We start from the raw sequence: 21,838 nt of genomic DNA on the forward strand, positions 1-21,838 counted from the left end.
GGTCAGCCCTTCAGCTCGAGGACGTCGGCCACCCCGCCGCCACGGCGTCCGCCGCCGCCCTGGAGCGCCATGTCGTCGACGACCTGGCCGTCGAAGAAGCTGATCACGCGGTCGGCGGCGCTGGCCATCCGGGCGTCATGGGTGACCAGCACGATCGTCTGGCCGCGCTGGTGGAAGCGGGACAGCAGCCGCAGCACCTCCCGGGTGCCCTTGCTGTCCAGGCTGCCCGCGGGCTCGTCGGCCAGCAGCACGCTCGGGGTGTTGACCAGTGCGCGGGCCAGGGCGACCCGCTGCTGCTCACCGCCGGACAGTTCGGCGGGCATGCTCTGCTCCTTGCCCGCCAGGCCCAGTTCGGCGAGCAGCTCCTCCCGGCCCGCCCTGGCCTGCCGCGGGGTGGACCCGGCCAGCAGTGCGGGCAGCTCCACATTGTCGGCGACGGTGAGGTTGGAGACCAGGTTGAAGAACTGGAAGACGATGCCGATCTTCTTGCGGCGCAGTACGGCCCAGCGGGCCTCGCTGTAGCCGTCGACCTGGCGGCCGTCCAGCCAGAGGGAGCCGCTGTCGGGGCGGTCGAGGCCGCCGAGCAGATGGAGAAGGGTGGACTTGCCCGCTCCGGAGGGTCCGGTGACCGCGACGAACTCGCCGCGCTCGACATGCAGGTCGACCCCGCGGACCGCCTCGACCGGGGCGGCGCCCTCGGTGCGGTAGGTCTTGACCAGGCCCTCTGCGCGCATGATCGAATCCGCGGACGGCCCGGCGGCGGACCCGGTCCGGTGGGCCGATTCCTCGCGGCTCATCTCTGCTCCTCCTCCAGCTCCTCCTGGCAGCGCTCCAGCCAGTCGAGGTCGGCCTGGAGGTGCAGCATGGCCCCTTCTATGAGCAGCTGGGGGATCCGGTTGTCCCGCTCCTCGGCCGCGGCCAGCCGGGACAGGTCACGCATGGCGTTGAGGTAGTGCCGGCGCTGCTTGTTGATCAGGCCGACCTGGTCGACGCCCCCGGCTTGGGGGGCGAGGGCGAGCTTCATGAAGAACTCGTCCCGTACCCGCGGCTCATCCGTCGGCTCCTCGAACCATAGGGCCAACGCTTCGCGCCCGGCGTCGGTAAGCCGGTAGATGCGCTTGTTGGGCCGGGTCGACTGGGCAACATCCTCGCCCTCGATCAGACCGGACTTCTGGAGCCGGTTGAGAGTGACGTAGATTTGTCCGATGTTGAGCTGAGGGTACGCGGAGCCCAGGAGCTTCTCAAGAGCCTGCTTGAGCTCGTAGCCGTGGGCGGGTCCGCGCGAGAGTAGCGCCAGCAGAGGGAGCCGCACCCCTGCCCTCCTCCGCTGAGCCGTACATGTCCGTTAGGGACCATTTCCGGCTGTGTGCCGGATCGCCCTCATATCTTCCTGCAACGTCTAGTATCCCGCATGCCTAACAGGTATACAGGTGGCCGGATGCCGGTAGCCGGATCCGACCGGCTGTACGCGCAGGCAAGGAGGGACCGATGCGGTGGACACACGCCGCCGGCAGGACCCTCCTCGTCACCACGCTGCTGCTGGCGGGCCAGGCGGGCGCGCGGGGCCCGGACGGGGAACCGGTGGCCGCCGAGGGCGGCGGCCGCGGTCCGATCACCCTGGTCACCGGAGGTGACCTCACCAGCTATCTGCGCGGGGTGCTGGACGGCTGGAACCGTGAGCACCCGGCGGAGAAGGCCACCCTGATCGAACTGCCGGACGCCGCCGACGAGGTGCGCGCGCAGATGGTCAGCGGACTGCGCTCCGGAAGCGACCGCTTCGATGTGCTCAACATCGACGTGGCGTGGACCTCGGAGTTCGCCGCGGCCGGCTGGATCTCCCCGCTGAACGCCGACCGCTTCCCACTGGACCGCTTCCTGCCGCCGGTGGTGAACACGGCCACCTTCGGCGGGCGGCTGCGCGCGGTGCCGTATGTGACCAACGCGGGGCTGCTCTACTACCGCAAGGACATCCTCGCCCAGGAGCATGAGAAACCGCCCCGGACCTGGGCGGAGCTGAGGCGCCTCGCCAGGACCGCCGCCCCGGCGCACGGCCTGGACGGCTACGCGGGCCAGTTCCTGCCGTACGAGGGGCTGACCACCAATGTCACCGAGGCCGTGCAGTCGGCGGGCGGGACCATCCTCGGCGACGAGGGTGCCAAGGTCACCGTGGACTCCGCGGCCACCCGCCGGGCGCTGGACTTCCTGACCGGCGGGGTGCGGGACGGCTGGATACCCAAGGAGGCCCTCCGCTACAAGGAGGAGGAGTCGCGGCGGGCGTTCCAGAACGGCCGGCTGCTGTTCCTGCGCAACTGGCCCTATGTGTACTCCCTGGCCAACGCCCCGTCCTCACCTGTCGCCGGGAAGGTCGGCGCGGTTCCACTGCCGGGCCCGGACGGCCCCGGCTCCAGCGTTCTGGGCGGCTCCAACCTCGCCGTCAGCGCGCATTCCAAGCACCAGAAGTCGGCCACCGACCTGATCGCCTATCTCACCAGCGAGCGGGTCCAGCGCCAGGTCCTCACCAAGGGGGCACTGCCACCGGTGTGGGCCGATCTGTACACCGATCCCGCACTAGTGCGGAAGTACCCGTATCTGCCGACGCTCCGCAAGAGCGTGCTCACGGCCAAGCCGCGCCCCAAGAGCCCTCGCTACGACCAGGTGAGCCTGACCGTCCAGGCCGTGGTGTACGACGCGATGGCGCAGCGGCAGTCCACCGAGCAGACGGTCACCCGGCTCCGGCGCGAGCTCGGTGACGTCGTCCGCGAGGACTGACCCTCCGGCTGCCCTCGCCGCGTTTCCCCCTTCCTCCATCCGGGACCCCTGTCTAGTTACGTGTTAGGTATGCGAGGCGCCCTGAAGCACACGTCAAAATACCGCAAACATGGACAGTTGCTCGTTACTTCTGTGATTTTCGTTGACACCCGTTCGACATGCTTACTTAACATGCATGCATAACAGCCGACGATGGCGTGCGGCGCACGCCCGCTGAGAACGGGTAAACGGCACGATGCTCACAGCCACGGCCGCGAACGGCCCCTCACCCTCCCCTGCGGACCTCTCGCAGCGGCGCTGGTGGCGCGACGCGGTGATCTACCAGGTCTACATCCGCAGCTTTCTGGACAGCACCGGCGACGGCATAGGCGATCTGGCCGGGGTCCGCGCCGGACTGCCGTACCTCAAGAAGCTGGGCGTGGACGGCATCTGGCTGAGCCCCTTCTACCCCTCGCCCCAGCACGACCATGGCTATGACGTCGCCGACTACCGCGATGTGGACCCGATCTACGGCGATCTCGCCGAGTTCGACGCCGTGGTGGCCGACGCCCACCGGCTGGGCATGAAGGTCCTGGTCGACATCGTCCCCAACCACTGCTCCAGCGAGCACCCCTGGTTCCGGGCCGCGCTGGCGGGCGCCCCCGGCAGCCCGGAGCGGGAGTACTTCCACTTCGCCGACGGCCGCGGGGAGAACGGCGAACTGCCGCCCAACAACTGGCGCGCCATGTTCGGCGGCCCCGCCTGGTCCCGGGTCCGGGAGGCCGACGGCAGCGAGGGTCAGTGGTACCTCCACCTGTTCACCCCCGAGCAGCCCGACCTCAACTGGCGCAACCCGGCCGTCGGCGAGCACTTCCTCGACGTCCTGCGGTTCTGGCTGGACCGCGGGGTCGACGGCTTCCGCATCGACGTGGCCGCGGGCCTCTTCCGCCACCCCGAACTCCCCGACTCCCCCGACCCGGAGGCCGATGAGCGCACCCGCGACTCGGTCAACCCGCTGGCCTGGAACCAGCCCGAGGTGCACCAGGTGTGGCGCGACTGGCGCGCGCTGTGCGACGCGTACGCCGAGGCCGACGGCCATGACCGGCTGCTGGTCGGCGAGGTGTCGGTGCCCACCGCCCGGGAGCACGCCGCCTATGTCCGCCCCGACGAGCTGCACCAGGCGTTCTTCTTCCATCTGCTCAGCGCCCGCTGGGATGTGGACGCCTTCCGGAACACCATCACCGAGGCGCTGCGCGACATCGCCGGGACCGGCTCCACCGTCACCTGGGTGCTCAACAACCACGACCAGGTCAGGACCGTGACCCGGTACGCCTCCGGCCCGGCCGGGGAGGGCGACACCACCACCGACCACGGTCCGGCGCGGGCCCGTGCCGCCGCCCTGCTGATGCTGGCGCTGCCCGGCGCCGCGTATGTCTACCAGGGCGAGGAGCTGGGGCTGCCCGAGGTGCTGGACCTGCCCGACGAGGTGCTCACCGACCCGATCTTCCGCAGGACCGGCAGCCGCCGGCACGTCCGCGACGGCTGCCGGGTGCCGCTGCCCTGGTCCGGTCTCGCCTCCCCGTTCGGCTTCACCCCGGCCGAGGGCGGCGCCCGGCCGTGGCTGCCGCAGCCCGAGTGGTTCGCCGCGCACGCCACCGACCGGGCGCTGGCCGACACCCGTTCGTTCTGGCACCTCTACCGCGACGGGCTCCATCTGCGCCGCAGCCTCCCCCAGCTCGGCGAGGGCAGCCTGCGCTGGCTGGAGTCCCCGCCCCAGGTCCTCGCCTTCGTCCGGGGCGACGGCCTGGTGTGCGCGGTCAACTTCGGCACCGAACCGGCCCCCGCGCCGGTCTCCGGAACCCCGCTGCTGGCCAGTGGCGACTGCCCGGTCGGCATCCTCCCCGGCTCCACCGCCGCCTGGTGGATCAGCGACCTCGACCCCCGATAGCTCCAGCGAAAGGACATCCACGATGAGACGCACAGTGACCGCGACCGCGACCGTCCTCGGTCTCGCGCTGACCGCGACCGCCTGCGGCGGTGGCGACGGCGACTCCGCCAAGGGCGAGCAGAAGCTCAAGGGCCAGACCGTGAACGTGGCGGGGGTCTGGACCGGTGTGGAGATGAAGAACTTCAAGAAGGTGCTGGACGCCTTCTCGGAGAAGACCGGGGCCAAGACCAACTTCGTCCCCACCGGCGACAACGTCTCCACCGTCATCGGCAGCAAGATCGAGGGTGGCAAGGCCCCCGACGTGGTGATGGTGCCGCAGGTCGGCGTGCTCAAGCAGTTCGCCCAGAAGGGCTGGCTCACCCCGCTGTCGAAGAAGGTCGGCGCCAAGGCCGGAGCCACCTTCGCCACCGTGTGGAAGAAGTACGGCACCGTCGACGGCACCTACTACGGTCTGTACTTCAAGGCGTCCCACAAGTCCACGGTCTGGTACGCCCCGCAGGCGCTGGAGCAGGCCGGGGTGCAGCCGCCGAAGAGCTACGCCGAGATGCTCAAGATGGCCAAGACCGTCTCCGACTCCGGGACACCCGCCTTCTCCGTCGGCGGTGAGGACGGCTGGACCCTCACCGACTGGTTCGAGAACATCTACCTCTCGCAGGCCGGTCCCGCGATGTACGACAAGCTGGCCTCGCACAGCATCCCCTGGACCGATCCCACCGTGGTCAAGGCGCTGACCACCCTGGGCAAGCTGTTCGGCAACAAGAACCTGGTGGCCGGGGGCAGTGCGGAGGCGCTGCGCACCGACTTCCCCGAGTCGGTGGAGAACGTCTTCGGCAGTGAGCCCAAGGCGGGCATGGTCTACGAGGGCGACTTCGTGGGCGGTCTGGTCTCCGGCCAGTTCAAGAAGAAGGTCGGAACGGACGCCAAGTTCTTCCCCTTCCCCGCGGTGGACGGCAAGAAGGCCCCGGTGGTCAGCGGCGGCGACGCCGCGGTGGTGCTCAAGGCGGGCAAGAACCAGAAGGCCGCCATGGCGTTCCTGGAGTACCTGGCCAGCCCCGAGGCCGCCCAGGTGTGGGCCGAGGCGGGCGGGTTCGTCTCCCCCAACACCAACCTCAAGCCCACCGCCTACAAGGACGAGACCACCCGCGCGATCGCCGAATCGCTGGTCGACGCCGGGGACAACGTCCGGTTCGACATGTCGGACCAGGCCCCGGCCGCGTTCGGCGGGACCGTGGGCACCGGTGAGTGGAAGATCCTCCAGGACTTCCTGAAGGACCCGTCGGACCCGAAGGCCACCGCGGGCAAGCTCGAGGCCGCGGCGGCCAAGGCCTACAAGGACTGAGTGCCCGTCATGTCTGCCACTGTCCGCAAGGTGCTGCCCGCGACCGCGGGCAGCACCCCGTCCGGGCCCACGCCCCGCAGCCGTGCGGCCCGCCGGCGGAAGCTCATCTCGCTGGCCTTCCTGCTGCCGGCGCTGCTGATCCTGGGCGCCCTGGTCGCCTACCCGATCCTCTTCTCGGTCGGGCGCAGCTTCTTCGACGCCTCGGGCGACACCTTCGTCGGTGCCGACAACTACACCGAGATGTTCCAGGATCCGGCGACGATGAAGGCGATCCGCAACAGCGCGATCTGGGTCATCGTGGCTCCGGTCCTGCTCACCGGTCTCGGTCTGATCCTCGCGGTGCTCACCGAGAAGATCCGCTGGGCGACCGCCTTCAAGCTGCTGATGTTCATGCCGATGGCGATCTCCTTCCTCGCCGCGGGCATCATCTTCCGCGTCGCCTACGAGCAGGACCCCGACCGGGGCGTGCTCAACGCGGTGACGGTCGGCGTCCACGACACGCTCGAAGGGGACACCGCCGGATACCCGACGGCCCACCCGCAGAACCCCCGGACCATCCCGGCGCAGAAGGACGGTTCGTACCGGACGGCGAAGACCGCCTCCCCCGGTGACACGGTCAACCTCGGTCTGGTCGGCGTTCCGCCCAAGGACGTGCCCAAGGAGGCCAAGCCCGCCCGCCAGGCGTCCTCGGCCCCCGCGGCCAAGGGCGAGCTGCGGGGTGTGGTCTACATCGACTTCACCCTCGGCGGCGGCGGCAAGCCGGGCCGGGTGGACCCGACCGAACGCGGACTGCCGCAGCTCGCGGTGGAGGCGGTGCGGGGCGGCAAGGTCGTCGCCACCGCCACCACCGGGAACGAGGGCGCGTACCGCTTCGAGGACCTGCCGCCCGGCGACTATCAACTGCAACTGCCGAAGAAGGACTTCGCCGAGGCGTACCAGGGGATCTCCTGGCTGGGCCCGTCGCTGATCACCCCGGCGATCATCGGCGCCTATCTGTGGATCTGGACCGGCTTCTCCATGGTGCTCATCGGCGCGGGTCTCGCCTCGCTGCCGCGGGACGCCCTGGAGGCGGCCCGGATGGACGGCGCGAATGAGTGGCAGATCTTCCGGAAGATCACCGTCCCGCTGCTCAGCCCGGTGCTGGGCGTGGTCTTCGTGACCACGGTGATCAATGTGATGAAGGTCTTCGACCTCGTCTACATCATCGCGCCGGGGCCGGTGCAACAGGACGCGAGCGTACTGGCCACCCGGATGTGGCTGGTCTCCTTCGGCGGCGGCAACAACCAGGGGCTCGGCAGCGCGCTCGGCGTTCTGCTGCTGGTGCTGGTGGTCCCCGCCATGGCCCTCAACATCCGTCGCTTCCGCAGGAGCCAGTCATGACCCTCCACGACACCGCCGGACGGGAACCCGGCGCACCCGTGGCCGCACCGGCCACCGCGACCCCCGCGAAGACATCCGCGGCTCCGCGCCGGTCCGGGCGGGGGCCCGCCGCCTGGCTGACCAAGAAGCTCAGCAACGGTCTCATCCAGGCGTTCCTGCTGCTGATGGGGCTGATCTGGCTCACTCCGGCGGCCGGGCTCTTCCTGTCCTCGCTGCGTACGGAGGAGGACAACTCCACCTCCGGCTGGTGGAAGGCGCTCTCCAGCCCCGGATCGCTGTCCTTCGACAACTACTCGGCGCTGCTGAAGGATTCGGGCATCGTCCAGGCGTTCTGGAACACCGTGTCGATCTCGGTGCCCGCCACCGCGCTGGTCGTGGTGATCGCCGCGCTGGCCGGATACGCCTTCGCCTGGCTGGAGTTCCCCGGCCGGGACTGGGTCTTCCTGGTGGTCGTGGCGATGCTGGTGGTGCCGGTGCAGATCGGTCTGCTGCCGGTGTCCAAACTGTTCGGCTCGCTCGGTCTGTTCGGCACGATCCCCGGTGTGGTGCTCTTCCACGTCGCCTACGGACTGCCGTTCGCCATCTTCCTGCTCCGCAACTACTTCGTGGAGATCCCCCGGGAGATGCTGGAGGCGGCCCGGATGGACGGCGGCAGCGAGTGGCGGATCTTCACCCAGCTGGTGCTGCCGCTGGGCCGCCCGGCCATCGCCAGCCTGACCATCTTCCAGTTCCTGTGGGTGTGGAACGACATGCTGGTCGCGCTGATCTTCGCCGACAATGAGTCCCAGCCGCTGACCGTGGCGTTGCAGACCCAGATGCGGCAGTTCGGCAGCAACATCGGAGTGCTGGCACCGGGAGCGTTCCTGTCCCTGATCGTGCCGCTGGTGGTGTTCTTCGCCTTCCAGAAGCACTTCGTCCAGGGAGTGATGGCGGGGTCGGTGAAGTAACGGGGGGCGGGACCGGTGCGCCGTCGTGCGCTCCCGGCCCCGACCACAGACTTCCCCGGGCCGACGGAGTTCTCCGCTCCGCCGGATTCCTCAGACCTCGACGATCACCGTGAACGGGCCGTCGTTCGTGAGCGAGACCTTCATGTCCGCTCCGAACCGGCCCGTTTCCACCTGTGCGCCCAGCTCCCGCAGCCGTGCCACGACCTCGTCCACCAGCGGTTCGGCGATCTCGCCCGGCGCCGCCGCGTTCCAGGTCGGACGGCGGCCCTTGCGGGCGTCCCCGTAGAGCGTGAACTGACTGATCACCAGCAGCGGGGCGGCCAGGTCCGAGCAGGACTTCTCCCCCTCCAGGATCCGCACCGACCACAGCTTGCGGGCGAGCTGGGCGGCCTTCTCGGGGGTGTCCTCATGAGTCACCCCGACCAGGACGCACAGCCCCGGGCCGACGATCTCCCCGACCGTCTCGCCGTCCACGACGACGCTCGCCCCGTTCACTCTCTGTACCACAGCACGCATACGGACCATCATGCCGTGCGTCCATCCGGGGCCGATCGGGTGGACAGCCGCTCACAGGGTGCACCTGCGGTGGCACGATGCGTGCAGGCGGTGCAGGTGGGCAGGAACTGCGGGAATGACGCATCGCTGGAGGGGACGGACACAAATGATCACACCGGGCACCGAGCAGCACACGGCCGCCGAGGGCCTGCTGCCGCCACGGCCGCCGAGCCAGCGCGGCGGCCGCCTGGCCGACTCCGTGGCGCTGACCACGACCGCCGCCGCAACCGCCGCCGATGCCGGAGCCGCCGGGCAGAGCCTGGCCGGGCTGCGGCTTCCGGAGCTGCGGGCGCTGCGCCGCACCGCCCAGCGCGAGGAGGCGGATCTCAGCTATGTACGCAGGCTGTTGCAGGGACGGATCGACATCCTCCGCGCCGAACTGGACCGCCGCCGCGACCCGGCGCCCCCGGTGGTGCCGGACGCCCCGCCCGCGGCCCTGGTGGACCTGCTGCCGGAGATCCTCGCGGACGTCCCGTCCCGGCACCGCTCCTCCGCCCGCCATGTGACCCTCGGGACCCCGCAGAGCGCGGAGTACGAGCGGCTGGCCGAGGAGATGCTCGCCGAGGTCGGCCTCTCCGACCCGGGAGCCCGTACCGACGAGGAACTGCACGGTGCGATGGGCCGCCTGGTCGGGTACGAGCAGCAGGTCTCCCGGCGGCGGCAGGAGCTGCAACGCACCGCCGACGGATGCAGCGCGGAGATCGCCCGCCGGTACCGCGAGGGCGAGGCGCAGGTGGACGACCTGCTGGGCTAGGCCCTGTCCTGCCGATCTTCGCGGGTCCGCGACGCCTGGCACCGCGCCTCGCCGCGTTGTCGGGATCTTCCGAGTACGCCCAGTACGAGGCCGACCCTCCGCCTTGCGATACACGGCACCAGACGCCGCGGGCTGATCCACGAAGATCGACAGGACAGGACCTAGGAGGGGGCGGGAGCGCGGGCTGCGCGCGGCGGGGCGGGCCGGATAATCCGCGTGCGCCCGGTTGGGGAGCGCACCTAGCGTGGCCCCATGGCCATCGAGATCCGCACTCCGCTCGCCGACTCCGATCTGACCTCGTGGTCCCTCGCGCTCAACACCGGCTTTCTGCGACCGCCGGAGGCGTCGAAGGAGGAGGTGGAGCTGCGCCGGGCCCAGGCGGATCTGGACCGGACGCAGGGTGCGTACGACGGGGACCGCTGTATCGCCACCTTCCGCAGTTTCGCGCAGCGGCTGACGGCGGTCGGCGGAGCCGACGTACCGGCCGACGCGATCAGCAATGTCACGGTCTCGCCCACCCATCGCCGCCGCGGTCTGCTCAGCCGGATGATGGACCACGACCTGCGGGCGGCCAAGGAGCGGGGCGAGGTGGTGGCCAGCCTGATCGCCGCCGAGTACCCGATCTACGGCCGGTACGGCTTCGGACCGGCCACCTGGGTCACCGAATGGCGGGTGGACGTGGCGCGGGCCGGTCTCGACCCGCGGTACTCCGGGCCCGCGGACGGCGGCCGGGTCGACTTCGCCGACGGCGACGAGGTGCGCGAGCTCGGCCCCGCGCTGCACGAGCGGCTCCGTGCCCGGCTGCACGGGGTCATCGACCGGCCCGAGATCTGGTGGCGGCGCAACACCGGCCTCCAGCCAACCCCGGCCTTCCCCTGGTCGGAACCGTTCTACGCGGTGTACCGCTCTCCCGAGGGCACCGTGGACGGGCTGCTGAGCTACACCGCCGATGACCGCTGGGAGGCCAAGCGGGCGCAGAACACCGCGACCGTCCGCGGCCTGATCGCGGTCACCCCGGCCGCCGAACGCGCCCTGTGGCACTTCCTGTTGTCGGTCGACTGGGTCATGTACGTCAACACCGGGCTGCGCGCCCCGGACGATCTGCTGCCGCTGCTGCTCGGCGATCCGCGCGCGGCGCGGACCACGACCTACGCCGACTTCCTGTGGCTGCGCCCGCTGGACGTACCCCGGCTGCTGACCGCCCGTACCTATCCGGCCGAGGGCTCGCTCGTCCTCGAACTGCGCGACCGGGCCGGTCTTGCGGGCGGACGCTTCTCCCTGGAAGCGGGCCCGGACGGCGCCGACTGCGCCCCGACCACCCGCTCCGCCGATCTGACCATGGACATCGCCGAGTTGGGGACGCTGTGGCTGGGTGACGAGTCGGCGGTACGGCTCGCGGCGCTGGGCCGGGTGACCGAGGAGCGCGAGGGCGCGGCGGCACTGGCGGAGCGGCTGCTGCGGACGGCCCGCCGCCCCTGGTGCCCCGACATCTTCTGAGCGCCCGGATCTGCTGAGAGCCCGGCCGGACCTCGCTCAACGGGGTGGGGCTCAGCCGGACTTGAGGTACCGGTGCGGGCCGGCGCCCTTTTCGCCCAGCTGGTCGTAGGGGTTGGCCAGTGCGCACTTGTCGATCGACAGACAGCCGCAGCCGATGCAGTCGGTGAGATGGTCGCGGAGGTTCTCCAGCTGGTCGATGCGCTCGGAGAGGTCCGCGCGCCAGCACTCCGAGATCCGGGCCCAGTCCTCCTTGGTGAGCACATGGTCCTCGGGGAAGAGCGCGAGCACCTCCCGGATCCGGGCCAGGGGGATGCCGACCCGCTGCGAGGAGCGGACGAAGGCGACGCGGCGCAGCGTGTCACGGGTGTAGCGGCGCTGATTGCCGCCAGTACGACGGCTGTGGATCAGCCCCTCGCGCTCGTAGAAGCGCAGCGCCGAGGCCGGGACCCCGCTGCGCCGGGAAAGATCGCCGACCGTGAGCTCATGGGTCTTCCAGGTCAGTTGCGTCATACCGCCGAGCGTAGCTTGACTTAAACCAATGTTTAAGTCCGAGGCTCTTCCCATGACCTCACAGCCCGCGGTTTCCACCGCTTCCACCAGCACCGTCACCACCGCTCCGCTCCGGCTCGCCGTGGTGGTGGGCAGCACCCGCGAGGGCCGCTTCGGGCCGAAGGTCGCACGGTGGTTCACCGAGCGCGCCGCGCGCCGCGACGACATGGACGTCGAGGTGATCGATCTGGCCGACACCCCGCTGCCCACCCATCTCACCCATACCCCCGGCCCCGAGGAGAGCAAGGCCCTGGAGGCCGTGAGCCCCCGGCTGGACGCGGCCGACGCGTACGCCGTGATCACCCCGGAGTACAACCACAGCTATCCGGCCGCCTTGAAGAACGCGATCGACTGGCACTACAGCCAGTGGCGGGCCAAGCCGGTCGGCTTTGTCTCGTACGGCGGGATCTCCGGCGGACTGCGCGCGGTCGAGCATCTGCGGCCGGTGTTCGCCGAGGTCCACGCGGTCACGGTGCGCGACTCGGTCAGCTTCCACCAGGCATGGGATCTGTTCGGGCCGGACGGGCGGCTGACGTCCCCCGAGGCCCCGGACGCCGCCGCCACCACGATGCTCGACCAGCTCGCCTGGTGGGGCAGGGCCCTGCGCACCGCCCGCGAGGCCGACCCGTACGGGGGCTGACCCGCGGACGGCTCCCGGGCCCCGCCCCCGCCCGCGGCCTCAGACCGTACGGCGGCGGAAGAGCACTCCGGAGCAGGCGATCGCCACCGCCAGGATGCCACCGCACCAGACCAGGGCCCGCCAGGCGCTGTCGCCGACCGGCTGGTCCAGCAGCAGCGCCCGCAGGGTCTCGATCACCGGGGTGACCGGCTGGTTCTCGGCGAAGCCGTGCAGCCAGCCGGGCATGGTGTCGATCGGCACAAACGCGCTGCTGGGGTACGGCAGGAACATCATCAGGAAGGTGAAGCCACCCGCCGCCTCCGGCGATCTGGCGATCAGGCCGAAACAGGCCGACAGCCAGGAGATCGCGAGGATGAACAGCAGCAGGACCCCCGCCACCGCCGACCACTGGAGCGGATCCGCGTCCGGCCGGAAGCCGATGAGGAAGGCGACCCCGAAGACCATGGCGGTCGCGACCGCGTTGCGCAGGACGCTCGCGGCCACATGGCCCGCCACGATCGCGGTGCCGCCGATGTCCAGCGAGCGGAAGCGGTCGATGATGCCACCCGTCATGTCATTGCTGACGGTGACCGCGGTGTTGGCCGAGCCGAACCCCGCACACAGCAGCATCACCCCGGGGACGACATAGGTGACGTACTGCGTACCGGTGTTGATGGCCCCGCCGAAGAAGTAGACGAAGACCAGCATCAGCATCACCGGCAGCAGCATCGCGGTGATCACCGCGTCGAGATTGCGCCTGCTCAGCCGGATGGCCCGGCCAGTGAGAACGATCGCGTCAGACACCGCTGGTCTCCTTGTCGTCGGTGGTGGCGTGCCCGGTCAGGGCCAGGAAGACGTCGTCGAGCGTCGCGCCGCGCACGGTGAAGCGGTCCACCGCGCGGCGGCCGGGGTCGAGTTCGTCGAGCAGTCCGCGGATCTGCGCGGCGCTGCCGTCGGTGGCGACGCCGAGGGTCAGCCGGTCGGCGTCGCTCCACACCAGTCGGGCGCCGAGGCGGCGCGCGGTCTCCTCGAACGCGTCGGGGCCGCCCAGCACCAGTTCCAGCCGCTGTCCAGCGACCCGCTCCTTGAGCTGGGCGGAGGTGCCCTCGGCCACCACCCGGCCACCGTCCACCACGGCGATCCGGTCGGCGAGTTGATCGGCCTCCTCCAGGTACTGGGTGGTGAGGAAGACCGTCACCCCGTCCCCCACCAGCCCCTTGACCACCTCCCACATCGCCTGGCGGCTGCGCGGGTCCAGCCCGGTCGTCGGCTCGTCCAGGAAGATCACCTCGGGGCGGCCGACCAGACCGGCGGCGAGGTCGAGACGGCGGCGCATCCCGCCGGAGTAGGTGCCGACGGTGCGGCGTCCGGCGCCGGCGAGATCGAACCGCTCCAGCAGTTCCTGGGCGCGGCGGCGGGCCTCGGCGCGGCCGAGCCGGGTCAGCCGCCCCATCATGCGCAGGTTCTCCTCGCCGGTCTGGTTCTCGTCGACGGCCGCGTACTGGCCGGTGAGGCTGATGGCGCGGCGCACCCGATGGCGTTCGGCGACCACGTCGAAGCCCGCGACCCGGGCGCGCCCGGCGTCGGGGGCGGTGAGCGTGGCCAGGATGCGCACGGTGGTGGTCTTGCCCGCCCCGTTGGGGCCGAGCAGGCCGAAAACACTGCCGCGCGCGACGCTCAGATCGATACCTCTGAGGACGCTCACCTCCCCGTAGGACTTCGTCAGGCCCCGCGCCTCGATGGCCGGTTCACTGGTCATGGCCCCCCGCTCCTCTTCTGCGTATGCCATACACACTACTGCGTAGGGTATACACAGTTTCTAGGATGGCAGTCAACCGAGCGGGTACCAGCGGAAGAGACAGACGGAGGTCCGAAGGCCATGGCCACGGAGCGGAACGGCGGCGGCACCGGCCTGCCCACCAGCATCGAGGCCGCCTGGGGGCGGCACGAACGCCCCGCCAAGGGGCCGCGCCCGGGGCTGACTCTGGCCCGGATCGTCGACGCCGCCGTGAAGCTGGCCGCGGCGGACGGCCTCGGCGCGGTCTCCATGAGCCGGGTCGCGGCCGACCTCGGCGTCTCCACCATGTCCCTGTACCGCTATGTCTCGGCCAAGGACGAACTGCTGCTGCTGATGGAGGACGCGGCCTTCGGCGCCCCGCCACCCGGCCCCGGCCCCGACGAGCACTGGCGGACCGGGATCAGCGGCTGGGCCCGGTCGCTGCGCGCCGCCCTCACCCGCCACCCCTGGGCGGTGCGGATCCCGATCAGCGCCCCGCCCTGCACCCCCAACTCGGTGGCCTGGATGGAGCATGGGCTCGCCTGTCTGCGCGGCACCGGTCTCGGCGAGGGCGAGAAGATCTCCATCCTCATGCTGGTCAGCGGCTTCGTCCGCAATGAGGTACGACTCATGGCCGATCTCCAGAACGCCGCCGAGCGCTCGGGGAACAGCCCCGAGCAGTCGATGCTGGCCTGGGCCCGGCTGCTGGAGAAGCTCACCGACGCCGAGCGCTACCCCGCGGTGACGGCGGCGCTGCGGGCGGGCGAGCTGTACACCCCGGGCGGTCCGGACGACGAGTTCATCTTCGGCCTGGACCGGATCCTCGACGGGGTGGAGGCCCTGGTCAGCAACCGGAGCTGAGCCGCCCACCGACTCGACTGGCCAGATCCTTGCACATCATGTCCATCCGGCCACTCGTTGTCGCCGGACCGGTTTTCCACGATGGACGCATGAACGTGCTGTGGATATTCGCCCATCCCGAACCGCGCTCGCTGAGCGGCGCGCTGCGCGACGAGGGGCTGCACGCCCTGCGGGAGCTGCGCCATGCCACCCGGCTGTCCGATCTCTACGCGATGCGCTGGAACCCCGTCGTCGACATCGGTGACTTCCGCCATGACGGCGGGCAGCGCCTCATCGTCGGCGCATCCTCCCAACGCGCCTATGCCGAGGGGACGTTGAGCGAGGACATCCGCGCCGAACAGGAGAAGCTGGCCTGGGCCGACGCGCTGATCGTCCAGTTTCCGCTGTGGTGGTACGGCATGCCCGCGATCCTCAAGGGCTGGTTCGACCGCGTCTTCGTCAAGGGCTTCGCCTACGGCGTGACCGGCCCCGACGGCCGCACCCTGCGCTACGGCGACGGCGCGCTGTCCGGCAAGCGGGCCATGGTGGTGCTGACGGCCGGGGCGCCCGAGGACTCCATGGGCCCGCGCGGGATCAACGGCGACCTCGGACAGCTGCTCTTCCCGCTCCAGCACGGCACCCTCTGGTACAGCGGGATGTCCGTCCTGCCGCCCCATGTCGTCTACGGCGCGGACCGGCTGTCACCGGACGCCTACCGGGCCCGCGCCGATGAGCTGCGGCAGCGGCTGCGCGCCCTGCCCACCACCGAGCCGCTGCCCTTCCGTCGCCAGAACGGAGGGGACTACGACGAGCGGCTGGTGCTGCGCCCCGAACTGCTGCCGGGCCGCTCCGGCCTCGCCGTGCACTACGCCTGAGATCCGCCCCGGCCGAGGAGCTCCATGTCGTCCTCGTCGAGGACCAGTTGCGCCGCCGCCATGTTCTGCTCGAGATGGGCGAGCGACGCGGTGCCGGGAATCTGCACGATCGAGGGCGACCGGGCCAGCCCCCAGGCCAGCGCGATCTGGTGCTCGGTCGCGCCGTGCCGCCGCGCGACCGTGCGCAGGCCCTCCGTGTCCAGGGCGGTATGTCCCCCGCCGAGCGCGAAGAACGGCAGATAGGCGATCCCGGCCTCCGCGCACAGGTCGACCAGCGCGGCGTCCTCCTGGTCGAGCACCCCGAACCGGTTCTGCACCGCCGCCACCGGTGCGACGGCCCGCGCCTCGGCCAGCTGCTCCGCGCTCACATTGCTCAGCGCGAGCTGCCGGATCAGCCCCTCCTCCCGCAGCGCGGCCAGCGCCTCGAACCGCTCGCCGATGGACACCCCGCCCACCGCCCCGAGCCTGCCCACCCGCAGATGGACCACGTCCAGTGTCTCGAGGCCGAGCTGACGCAGGTTCTCCTCCACCAGCCCCCGCAGCTGTCCGGGCGCGGCCTCCGCGTACATCTCCCCGTCCGCGTCCCGCAGCGGGCCGACCTTGGTGGCGATGGTGACGTCCGCCGGATAGGGATGCAGCGCCTCGCGCAGGATGTCGTTGGCACGGGCGCGGGGCGAGAAGTAGAACGCGGCGGTGTCGATGAACCGCGCACCCAGCTCCACGGCCCGCCGCGCCACCGCGACCGCCGTGTCCCGCTCGACCACGCGGGTCCAGCGCCCGGGCAGCTGCATCGCACCGAAGCCCAGCCGGGGCACGGTGATCTCCCCGCCCAGTGCGAACGCGTCCGGCAACGAAGGTGAAGGTGTGGAAGGTGAGGTCATGGGGCAGCATGCGCAGCTTTCTGCGGGAATCACAAGATCGCCAGGCCATTCACCCCACCGCCGCGTGGCACGCACCACTATTGCAAGCATTTGCTTGCAATAGTTAGCGCGCATGGGGCAGCATCGAAGCATGGCATCACTGAACGTCGGCAATCTCGGCGAGTTCCTGCGGGAGCAGCGCCGCAGCGCGCAGCTCTCGTTGCGGCAGCTCGCCGACGCGGCCGGGGTGTCCAATCCGTACCTGAGCCAGATCGAGCGCGGGCTGCGCAAGCCGAGCGCCGAGATCCTCCAGCAGCTGGCGAAGGCGCTGCGGATATCCGCCGAGACCCTGTACGTGCAGGCGGGGATCCTCGACGAGCGCGATCGGGAGGAGGCGGAGGTGCGCAGTGTGATACTCGCCGACCCCTCGATCAACGAGCGGCAGAAAGCGGTGCTGCTCCAGATCTACGAGTCCTTCCGCAAGGAGAACGGACACCCGACCGCCTCGGACAGCACCCCCACCGCAGACGCCGACGTCGCCCCACCCTCGACCTGATCCGGGAGGACCATCAGATGGCCATCACCGACGACGTACGCAAGACCCTCACCGACCCGACCCCGCTGTACTTCGTGGCGGGCACGGCCGACCTCGCCGCGCAGAAGCTCAAGGAGGTGCCGTCGCTGGTCGAGAAGATCGTCGCCGAGGCCCCCGAGCGCATCAACGCGGTGCGCAACACCGACCCCAAGGCCGTCCAGGACCGGGTCACCCAGCAGGCGAAGGAGGCGCAGGACAAGCTGACCGAGCTGCTCGGCACGCTGGACACCGACCTCAAGCGGCTGCGGGACACCGCGCAGGACCTCGCCCTCCAGGGCGTCGGCCGGGCCGCCGAGTTCGCCGTCAAGGCGCGGGAGCGCTACGACGAGGTGGCCGAGCACGGCCAGGAGGTCGTGAAGACCTGGCGCGGTGAGGCGGCCGACGAGGTCGTGGACCTCGCCGGCGCGATCGAGGGCAAGGACGACAAGCCCACCAGCGCCGCGGCGCAGTCGAAGACCGCGTCGCAGTCGGTCACGGTGGACTCCTCCAAGGAGGCGCCGAAGCCCGCCGCGCAGAGCGGCCCGGCCAAGAAGGCCCCGGCCCGCAAGCCCGCCACCGGCAAGAAGACGGACCCGAAGTCGGCAGGCTGACGCACGAGCGTCCCACGGGAGGGCCGGGCTCGCGCTGCGTGCCCGGCCCGCCCACCGGGTACGGTGGCCCGAGAGACGCTCCCCTTCATCTCTTCTAGGCGGTGGACAGCGTGCTGGTGCAAGGTTTCGGCGAGTTGCTGTACTGGGTCTCCTGGGGCCTGCTCCTCTTCAGCCTGTTCGCTTTCGTGGACTCCGCGATCCGCCGGGAGGACGCCTACCGGGCGGCGGACAAGCAGACCAAGGCCTTCTGGCTGATCATCCTCGGTCTCGCGGCCGCGGTGAACTTCTTCATGGGCATCATGAGCTTCCTGCCGATCATCGGGCTGATCGCGACGATCGTGTACATCGTGGACGTCCGGCCCGCGCTGCGGCAGGTCTCCGGCGGCGGTGGCCGCTGGAACCGGGGCCGCGGCTCCAGCTCCGACGGCCCGTACGGACCGTTCAACGGCCGGTGACACAGGCCCTTCAACGGCCAGTGACACCGGCCGTTCGGCCGTCACGGCCCTTTCGACGGCCGGTGAGCCGCTGACGGGGCCGCCCGGCGGCCCCCGCGCGGCGCGCCTCAGCCGCGATCGAGCAGCAGCACCGCGAGATCGTCGGTCAGCTCTCCGCCGTTGAGCGTCCGCACCTCGGTGACGGTCGCGTCGAGCAGATCCTCACCGCGCAGCCCCTCGCCGAGCTGGCGCGCGATGATCTCGACCATCCCCTCCTGCCCGAGCCGCTGCACACCGGGGCCGACGCGGCCCTCGATCAGCCCGTCGGTGTACATCATCAGGCTCCAGGCACCGCCGAGCAGGACCTCCCGGCGCGGCCAGCGGGCCTTCGGCAGCAGGCCCAGCGCCGGGCCGTTCGCCTCGGTCGGCAGCAGCCGGGGCGCCATTCCGGGCCGGATCACCAGCGGTGAGGGGTGTCCGGCCAGACAGACCCCGGCCCGCCGCCCGTCCGGGGCGATGTCCACGGTGCACAGGGTCGCGAAGATCTCGTCGTCCGGGCGCTCGTTCTCCAGCACCCGCTGGAGGGTGGACAGCAGCTCGTCGCCGCAGAGCCCGGCGAAGGTCAGGGCGCGCCAGGCGATCCGCAGCTCCACCCCGAGGGCGGCCTCGTCCGGGCCGTGGCCGCAGACATCGCCGATCATCGCGTGGACCGTGCCGTCAGGGGTGCGCACGGCGTCGTAGAAGTCGCCGCCGAGCAGGGCGCGGCTGCGGCCGGGCCGGTAGCGGGCGGCGAACCGCAGCCCCGAGTCCTGCAACAGCGGGGTGGGCAGCAGCCCGCGCTCCAGCCGGGCGTTCTCCTGGGCGCGCAGCCGGGACTCGGTCAGCTGGCGCTGGGCGAGGTCGGAACGTTTTCGCTCCACGGCGTAGCGGATGGCACGGCTGAGGATGCGGCCGTCCAGCTCGCCGCGGAAGAGGAAGTCCTGAGCGCCCACGCGGACCGCCTCGGCGGCGCGCTCGGCGTCGTCCTCGGCGGTGAGCACGAGGACGGCGTGCGAGGGCGCCAGCTTCAGCACCGCGCGCAGGGTGTCCAGCGCGTCCGCCCCCTCGCGGTCCGGGCCCGGCAGGGCCAGGTCGAGGAGGATGCACTGCACACCGTCGGTGAGCAGCCGGGTGGCCTCGGTGAGGTTACGGGCCGTGCGGATACGGACCCGATTGCCCTCGGTGTCCAGCATGTCGGGGACGTTGAAGGCAGCGGACGGATCGTCCTCGATCACCAGCAGGGTGAGCCCGCTGTCGGGCAGCGGGGCGGGGCGGGCCTCAGTGGCCGACGCCTCCCGTTGCCTCGGCACGGGTACGGACATCGCTCGATTCCTTCCCTCCCCCCGAGGACGCGGCGCCCGCCACCGATCGGCGGACCGCACAATCCCAGGCACGCACACCGACTAGTCGGTTTCGGAGGTCTCACAGGCGCGGTGCCGGATACTGCCAGGCGACCTTAGCGCCAGGCCCCGGCTCTACGGAACGGCCTTCAGGCATCGACTTTTGTCATATGCCGCACGCCATGCGGCACTTGGCAGACAACGGGAGAATCACGGAATGACGAACATCACGCTGGTACTGGGCGATATCACTCAACAGGACACTGACGCCGTGGTGAACGCGGCCAATTCGTCGCTTCTGGGCGGGGGTGGGGTGGACGGCGCCATTCACCGCCGGGGCGGATCCGACATTCTGGACGAATGCCGCGCACTGCGCGCCTCCCACTACGGCAAGGGACTCCCGGCGGGCCAGGCAGTCGCCACCACGGCCGGCCGGCTGCCCGCCCGCTGGGTGATCCACACCGTCGGCCCGGTGCACTCCACAAGCGAGGACCGCTCCGCGACCCTCGCCTCCTGCTTCCGGGAGTCACTGCGCCTCGCGGACGAACTCGGCGCCCGTACGGTCGCCTTCCCGGCCATCTCCACCGGTGTCTACCGCTGGCCACTCGACGACGCGGCGCGGATCGCGCTGGAGGCGGTCCGCACCGCGGACACCTCGGTCACAGAGGTTCGTTTCGTCCTTTTCGACCAGCCTGCCTACGACGCCTTCGAGGCGGCCCTGCGACAGCGGGACTGAAGCCCGGGGCTACCCGCCCGGCCGCACCACGCCCAGGATCGGCATGGAACCCGCCCCCGCCACCGTCACCTGGCGGCCGGGGCGCGGGGCGTGCACCATCGCGCCGTTCCCCACATACATCGCGACATGACTGGCGTCCGGGAAGTAGATGATCAAGTCGCCCGGACGCATGTCCCCGACGCTCACCTTGGGCAGCAGCCGCCACTGCTCCTGCGAGGTCCGCGGGATCGACCGCCCGGCCACCGCCCACGCCCGCTGCGTCAGCCCCGAGCAGTCGTAGGTGTCGGGGCCCACCGCGCCCCAGACGTAGTTCTTGCCGATCTGGGCCGAGGCGAAGGCCACCGCCCGTTTGCCCGTCGCGGTCGCGCCCGCGCCGAGCTCCCGCAGTATGCCGGTGCCCAGCCACTTGGTCTGGGAGGCGCGGGCCTTGTCCTCCTCCAGCCGGCGCAGCCGCTCCCGCTCCTCCTTCTCCAGCCGGGACTCCATCCGCTGCGCCTTCGCCAGCTTCGCCGTGATCTGCCTCTTCGCCGACGCCTTCTTCTTCCGGCTCCCGTCCAGCCGCTCCCACTCCTTGGACGCGGATTCGGCGTAGCGGTCGAGCGCGACCCGGGTGCGCTCCAGCCGGGTCATCAGACCGTGGGTCGCCTGCTGGCCCTTGCGGGCGAGGGTGACACCGTCGAGGAAGTCGCCGGGATCGCCGTTGAGGAGCAGCCGCGCCTCGGCGGGCATACCGCCGCCGCGGTACTGGGCGCGGGCCATCGCCCCGGCGCGCTCGCGTAAGTCCGCCATCTCCTTCTGCGCCTTCACCACGGCCCGCGCGATCTTCACGATCGCCTTCTCCTGCCGCTTCTGGCGTTCCCGTGCCAGGTTGTAGGCGTCGGTGGCCCGCTCGGCCTTGCGGTAGAGGCCCTCGATCGTGGAGCGGACCTCCTCGAGACTCTTGCCGCCGTCCCCGCCCGACCCGCCCGGGTCCGGCCGCGGTGCCGGTTCACCCGGCGCCGCGTGCGCCGCCTCCGGCACCGCCGTCATACCCAGCGCGCATACGAGCGCAGTGGCCGCGGCGGCGCTCGCGCCCCTCCCTCTCCCGTCCCGCCTCACCCGCCGTCTCCTCTCGTCCGCCGATGCCGTACGCACAGCCGTGCCCATCGCGCACCAGACCTGACGTACCGGCACGTAGAGCGGGATAGTGACATGCCGTACCGCAATCCGACAGAGACACGCGCGAGTTACCCCGCAGCCGCCCGGATCCGGGGCATGGCAGGCATTCCGTACGGAAGTCACACGGCTGTCATCCGGACGACGCACCCACGCAGGGCGGTGGCGGGGCGTACGCGACACGGTGACGCGCCGGTCGGCGCCCCGCCGGCCGGTGGCTACGGGGGTGCAATCCGGCCAGGCCCACGGCGGTGGAGCCGG

Annotated in this window: 23 protein-coding genes; 14 read left to right on the plus strand and 9 right to left on the minus strand. The window is 70.9% G+C overall.

The window, feature by feature from the left end; translation table 11 throughout:
* Positions 1–2 precede the first annotated feature (2 nt).
* On the minus strand, positions 3–797 hold the full coding sequence (locus tag AC4BEG_RS15145) for an ABC transporter ATP-binding protein (RefSeq protein ID WP_490706403.1): 795 nt from the start codon (positions 795–797) through the stop codon (positions 3–5).
* The gene (locus tag AC4BEG_RS15150) at positions 794–1,312 is read right to left on the minus strand and encodes a PadR family transcriptional regulator (RefSeq protein WP_490706404.1); all 519 of its coding nucleotides are present in this window, start codon (positions 1,310–1,312) and stop codon (positions 794–796) included. Before AC4BEG_RS15150 ends, AC4BEG_RS15145 begins: the two co-directional genes overlap by 4 nt.
* Before the next feature lie 176 nt (positions 1,313–1,488).
* On the opposite strand from AC4BEG_RS15150, the gene AC4BEG_RS15155 reads away from it, so the two are divergent.
* The 5 genes from AC4BEG_RS15155 to AC4BEG_RS15175 all read left to right on the plus strand — a co-directional run bounded on the left by AC4BEG_RS15155 (position 1,489) and on the right by AC4BEG_RS15175 (position 8,362).
* On the plus strand, positions 1,489–2,769 hold the full coding sequence (locus AC4BEG_RS15155; protein WP_490706405.1) for an ABC transporter substrate-binding protein: 1,281 nt from the start codon (positions 1,489–1,491) through the stop codon (positions 2,767–2,769).
* A 235-nt stretch (positions 2,770–3,004) separates the two neighbouring features.
* Positions 3,005–4,696: a glycoside hydrolase family 13 protein gene (locus AC4BEG_RS15160; RefSeq protein ID WP_490706406.1), complete on the plus strand. Its 1,692-nt coding sequence runs from the start codon at positions 3,005–3,007 to the stop codon at positions 4,694–4,696.
* A gap of 22 nt (positions 4,697–4,718) precedes the next feature.
* Positions 4,719–6,035 carry an ABC transporter substrate-binding protein gene (locus AC4BEG_RS15165; protein WP_490706407.1) on the plus strand — a complete coding sequence of 439 codons (1,317 nt, stop codon included), beginning with the start codon at positions 4,719–4,721 and terminating at the stop codon, positions 6,033–6,035.
* A gap of 9 nt (positions 6,036–6,044) precedes the next feature.
* A complete protein-coding gene (locus AC4BEG_RS15170) occupies positions 6,045–7,415 on the plus strand; it encodes an ABC transporter permease subunit (RefSeq protein WP_490706408.1) in 1,371 nt (456 codons plus the stop codon).
* 164 nt (positions 7,416–7,579) lie between these two features.
* Positions 7,580–8,362 carry a carbohydrate ABC transporter permease gene (locus tag AC4BEG_RS15175; protein WP_490707090.1) on the plus strand — a complete coding sequence of 261 codons (783 nt, stop codon included), beginning with the start codon at positions 7,580–7,582 and terminating at the stop codon, positions 8,360–8,362.
* A gap of 90 nt (positions 8,363–8,452) precedes the next feature.
* On the opposite strand, the gene dtd is transcribed toward AC4BEG_RS15175, so the two are convergent.
* Positions 8,453–8,878 carry a D-aminoacyl-tRNA deacylase gene (gene dtd, locus AC4BEG_RS15180; RefSeq protein ID WP_490706409.1) on the minus strand — a complete coding sequence of 142 codons (426 nt, stop codon included), beginning with the start codon at positions 8,876–8,878 and terminating at the stop codon, positions 8,453–8,455.
* A 145-nt stretch (positions 8,879–9,023) separates the two neighbouring features.
* On the opposite strand from dtd, the gene AC4BEG_RS15185 reads away from it, so the two are divergent.
* Positions 9,024–9,671 carry an RsiG family protein gene (locus AC4BEG_RS15185; RefSeq protein ID WP_490706410.1) on the plus strand — a complete coding sequence of 216 codons (648 nt, stop codon included), beginning with the start codon at positions 9,024–9,026 and terminating at the stop codon, positions 9,669–9,671.
* A gap of 252 nt (positions 9,672–9,923) precedes the next feature.
* Complete coding sequence (locus AC4BEG_RS15190; protein WP_490706411.1) at positions 9,924–11,168, plus strand: GNAT family N-acetyltransferase; 1,245 nt, start codon at positions 9,924–9,926, stop codon at positions 11,166–11,168.
* Between the two features lie 51 nt (positions 11,169–11,219).
* Here AC4BEG_RS15190 and soxR read toward each other — a convergent pair whose 3' ends face one another.
* Positions 11,220–11,678, minus strand: a complete 459-nt coding sequence (gene soxR, locus AC4BEG_RS15195) for a redox-sensitive transcriptional activator SoxR (RefSeq protein ID WP_490706412.1) — start codon at positions 11,676–11,678, stop codon at positions 11,220–11,222.
* Positions 11,679–11,730: 52 nt separating this feature from the next.
* Here soxR and AC4BEG_RS15200 point away from each other — a divergent pair, with 52 nt between their 5' ends.
* Positions 11,731–12,357 (plus strand): NADPH-dependent FMN reductase, encoded by a 627-nt coding sequence (locus tag AC4BEG_RS15200; protein WP_490706413.1) that lies wholly within the window; start codon positions 11,731–11,733, stop codon positions 12,355–12,357.
* A gap of 39 nt (positions 12,358–12,396) precedes the next feature.
* Here AC4BEG_RS15200 and AC4BEG_RS15205 read toward each other — a convergent pair whose 3' ends face one another.
* Entirely contained in the window at positions 12,397–13,140 is a 744-nt protein-coding gene (locus AC4BEG_RS15205; RefSeq protein ID WP_490706414.1) for an ABC transporter permease, read from the minus strand.
* Positions 13,133–14,095 carry an ATP-binding cassette domain-containing protein gene (locus AC4BEG_RS15210; protein ID WP_490706415.1) on the minus strand — a complete coding sequence of 321 codons (963 nt, stop codon included), beginning with the start codon at positions 14,093–14,095 and terminating at the stop codon, positions 13,133–13,135. The genes AC4BEG_RS15205 and AC4BEG_RS15210 overlap by 8 nt, the downstream gene beginning before the upstream one ends.
* 120 nt (positions 14,096–14,215) lie before the next feature.
* On the opposite strand from AC4BEG_RS15210, the gene AC4BEG_RS15215 reads away from it, so the two are divergent.
* Positions 14,216–14,974, plus strand: a complete 759-nt coding sequence (locus AC4BEG_RS15215; protein ID WP_490706416.1) for a TetR/AcrR family transcriptional regulator — start codon at positions 14,216–14,218, stop codon at positions 14,972–14,974.
* Between the two features lie 89 nt (positions 14,975–15,063).
* Positions 15,064–15,828 (plus strand): NAD(P)H-dependent oxidoreductase, encoded by a 765-nt coding sequence (locus tag AC4BEG_RS15220; protein WP_490706417.1) that lies wholly within the window; start codon positions 15,064–15,066, stop codon positions 15,826–15,828.
* Here AC4BEG_RS15220 and AC4BEG_RS15225 read toward each other — a convergent pair.
* A complete protein-coding gene (locus AC4BEG_RS15225; protein ID WP_490706418.1) occupies positions 15,819–16,679 on the minus strand; it encodes an aldo/keto reductase in 861 nt (286 codons plus the stop codon). The two genes, AC4BEG_RS15220 and AC4BEG_RS15225, sit on opposite strands and share 10 nt — an antisense overlap.
* A 160-nt stretch (positions 16,680–16,839) precedes the next feature.
* Between AC4BEG_RS15225 and AC4BEG_RS15230 the strand changes: the two genes are divergently transcribed.
* From AC4BEG_RS15230 to AC4BEG_RS15240, 3 genes are all read left to right on the plus strand, one after another.
* Positions 16,840–17,244: a helix-turn-helix domain-containing protein gene (locus AC4BEG_RS15230; protein ID WP_201881336.1), complete on the plus strand. Its 405-nt coding sequence runs from the start codon at positions 16,840–16,842 to the stop codon at positions 17,242–17,244.
* Between the two features lie 17 nt (positions 17,245–17,261).
* On the plus strand, positions 17,262–17,873 hold the full coding sequence (locus tag AC4BEG_RS15235; protein WP_490706419.1) for a hypothetical protein: 612 nt from the start codon (positions 17,262–17,264) through the stop codon (positions 17,871–17,873).
* A 110-nt stretch (positions 17,874–17,983) separates the two neighbouring features.
* Positions 17,984–18,328 (plus strand): DUF2516 family protein, encoded by a 345-nt coding sequence (locus tag AC4BEG_RS15240; RefSeq protein ID WP_490706420.1) that lies wholly within the window; start codon positions 17,984–17,986, stop codon positions 18,326–18,328.
* Between the two features lie 107 nt (positions 18,329–18,435).
* On the opposite strand, the gene AC4BEG_RS15245 is transcribed toward AC4BEG_RS15240, so the two are convergent.
* Positions 18,436–19,668, minus strand: coding sequence for a PP2C family protein-serine/threonine phosphatase (locus tag AC4BEG_RS15245; protein ID WP_490706421.1), 1,233 nt, complete (start codon positions 19,666–19,668; stop codon positions 18,436–18,438).
* A gap of 235 nt (positions 19,669–19,903) precedes the next feature.
* On the opposite strand from AC4BEG_RS15245, the gene AC4BEG_RS15250 reads away from it, so the two are divergent.
* On the plus strand, positions 19,904–20,422 hold the full coding sequence (locus tag AC4BEG_RS15250; protein WP_490706422.1) for an O-acetyl-ADP-ribose deacetylase: 519 nt from the start codon (positions 19,904–19,906) through the stop codon (positions 20,420–20,422).
* A 9-nt stretch (positions 20,423–20,431) separates the two neighbouring features.
* Here AC4BEG_RS15250 and AC4BEG_RS15255 read toward each other — a convergent pair whose 3' ends face one another.
* Positions 20,432–21,451, minus strand: coding sequence for a C40 family peptidase (locus tag AC4BEG_RS15255; protein WP_490706423.1), 1,020 nt, complete (start codon positions 21,449–21,451; stop codon positions 20,432–20,434).
* Positions 21,452–21,838: the final 387 nt, after the last annotated feature.

The sequence above is a fragment of the Streptomyces sp. JLBJ103 genome, from assembly GCF_058215575.1.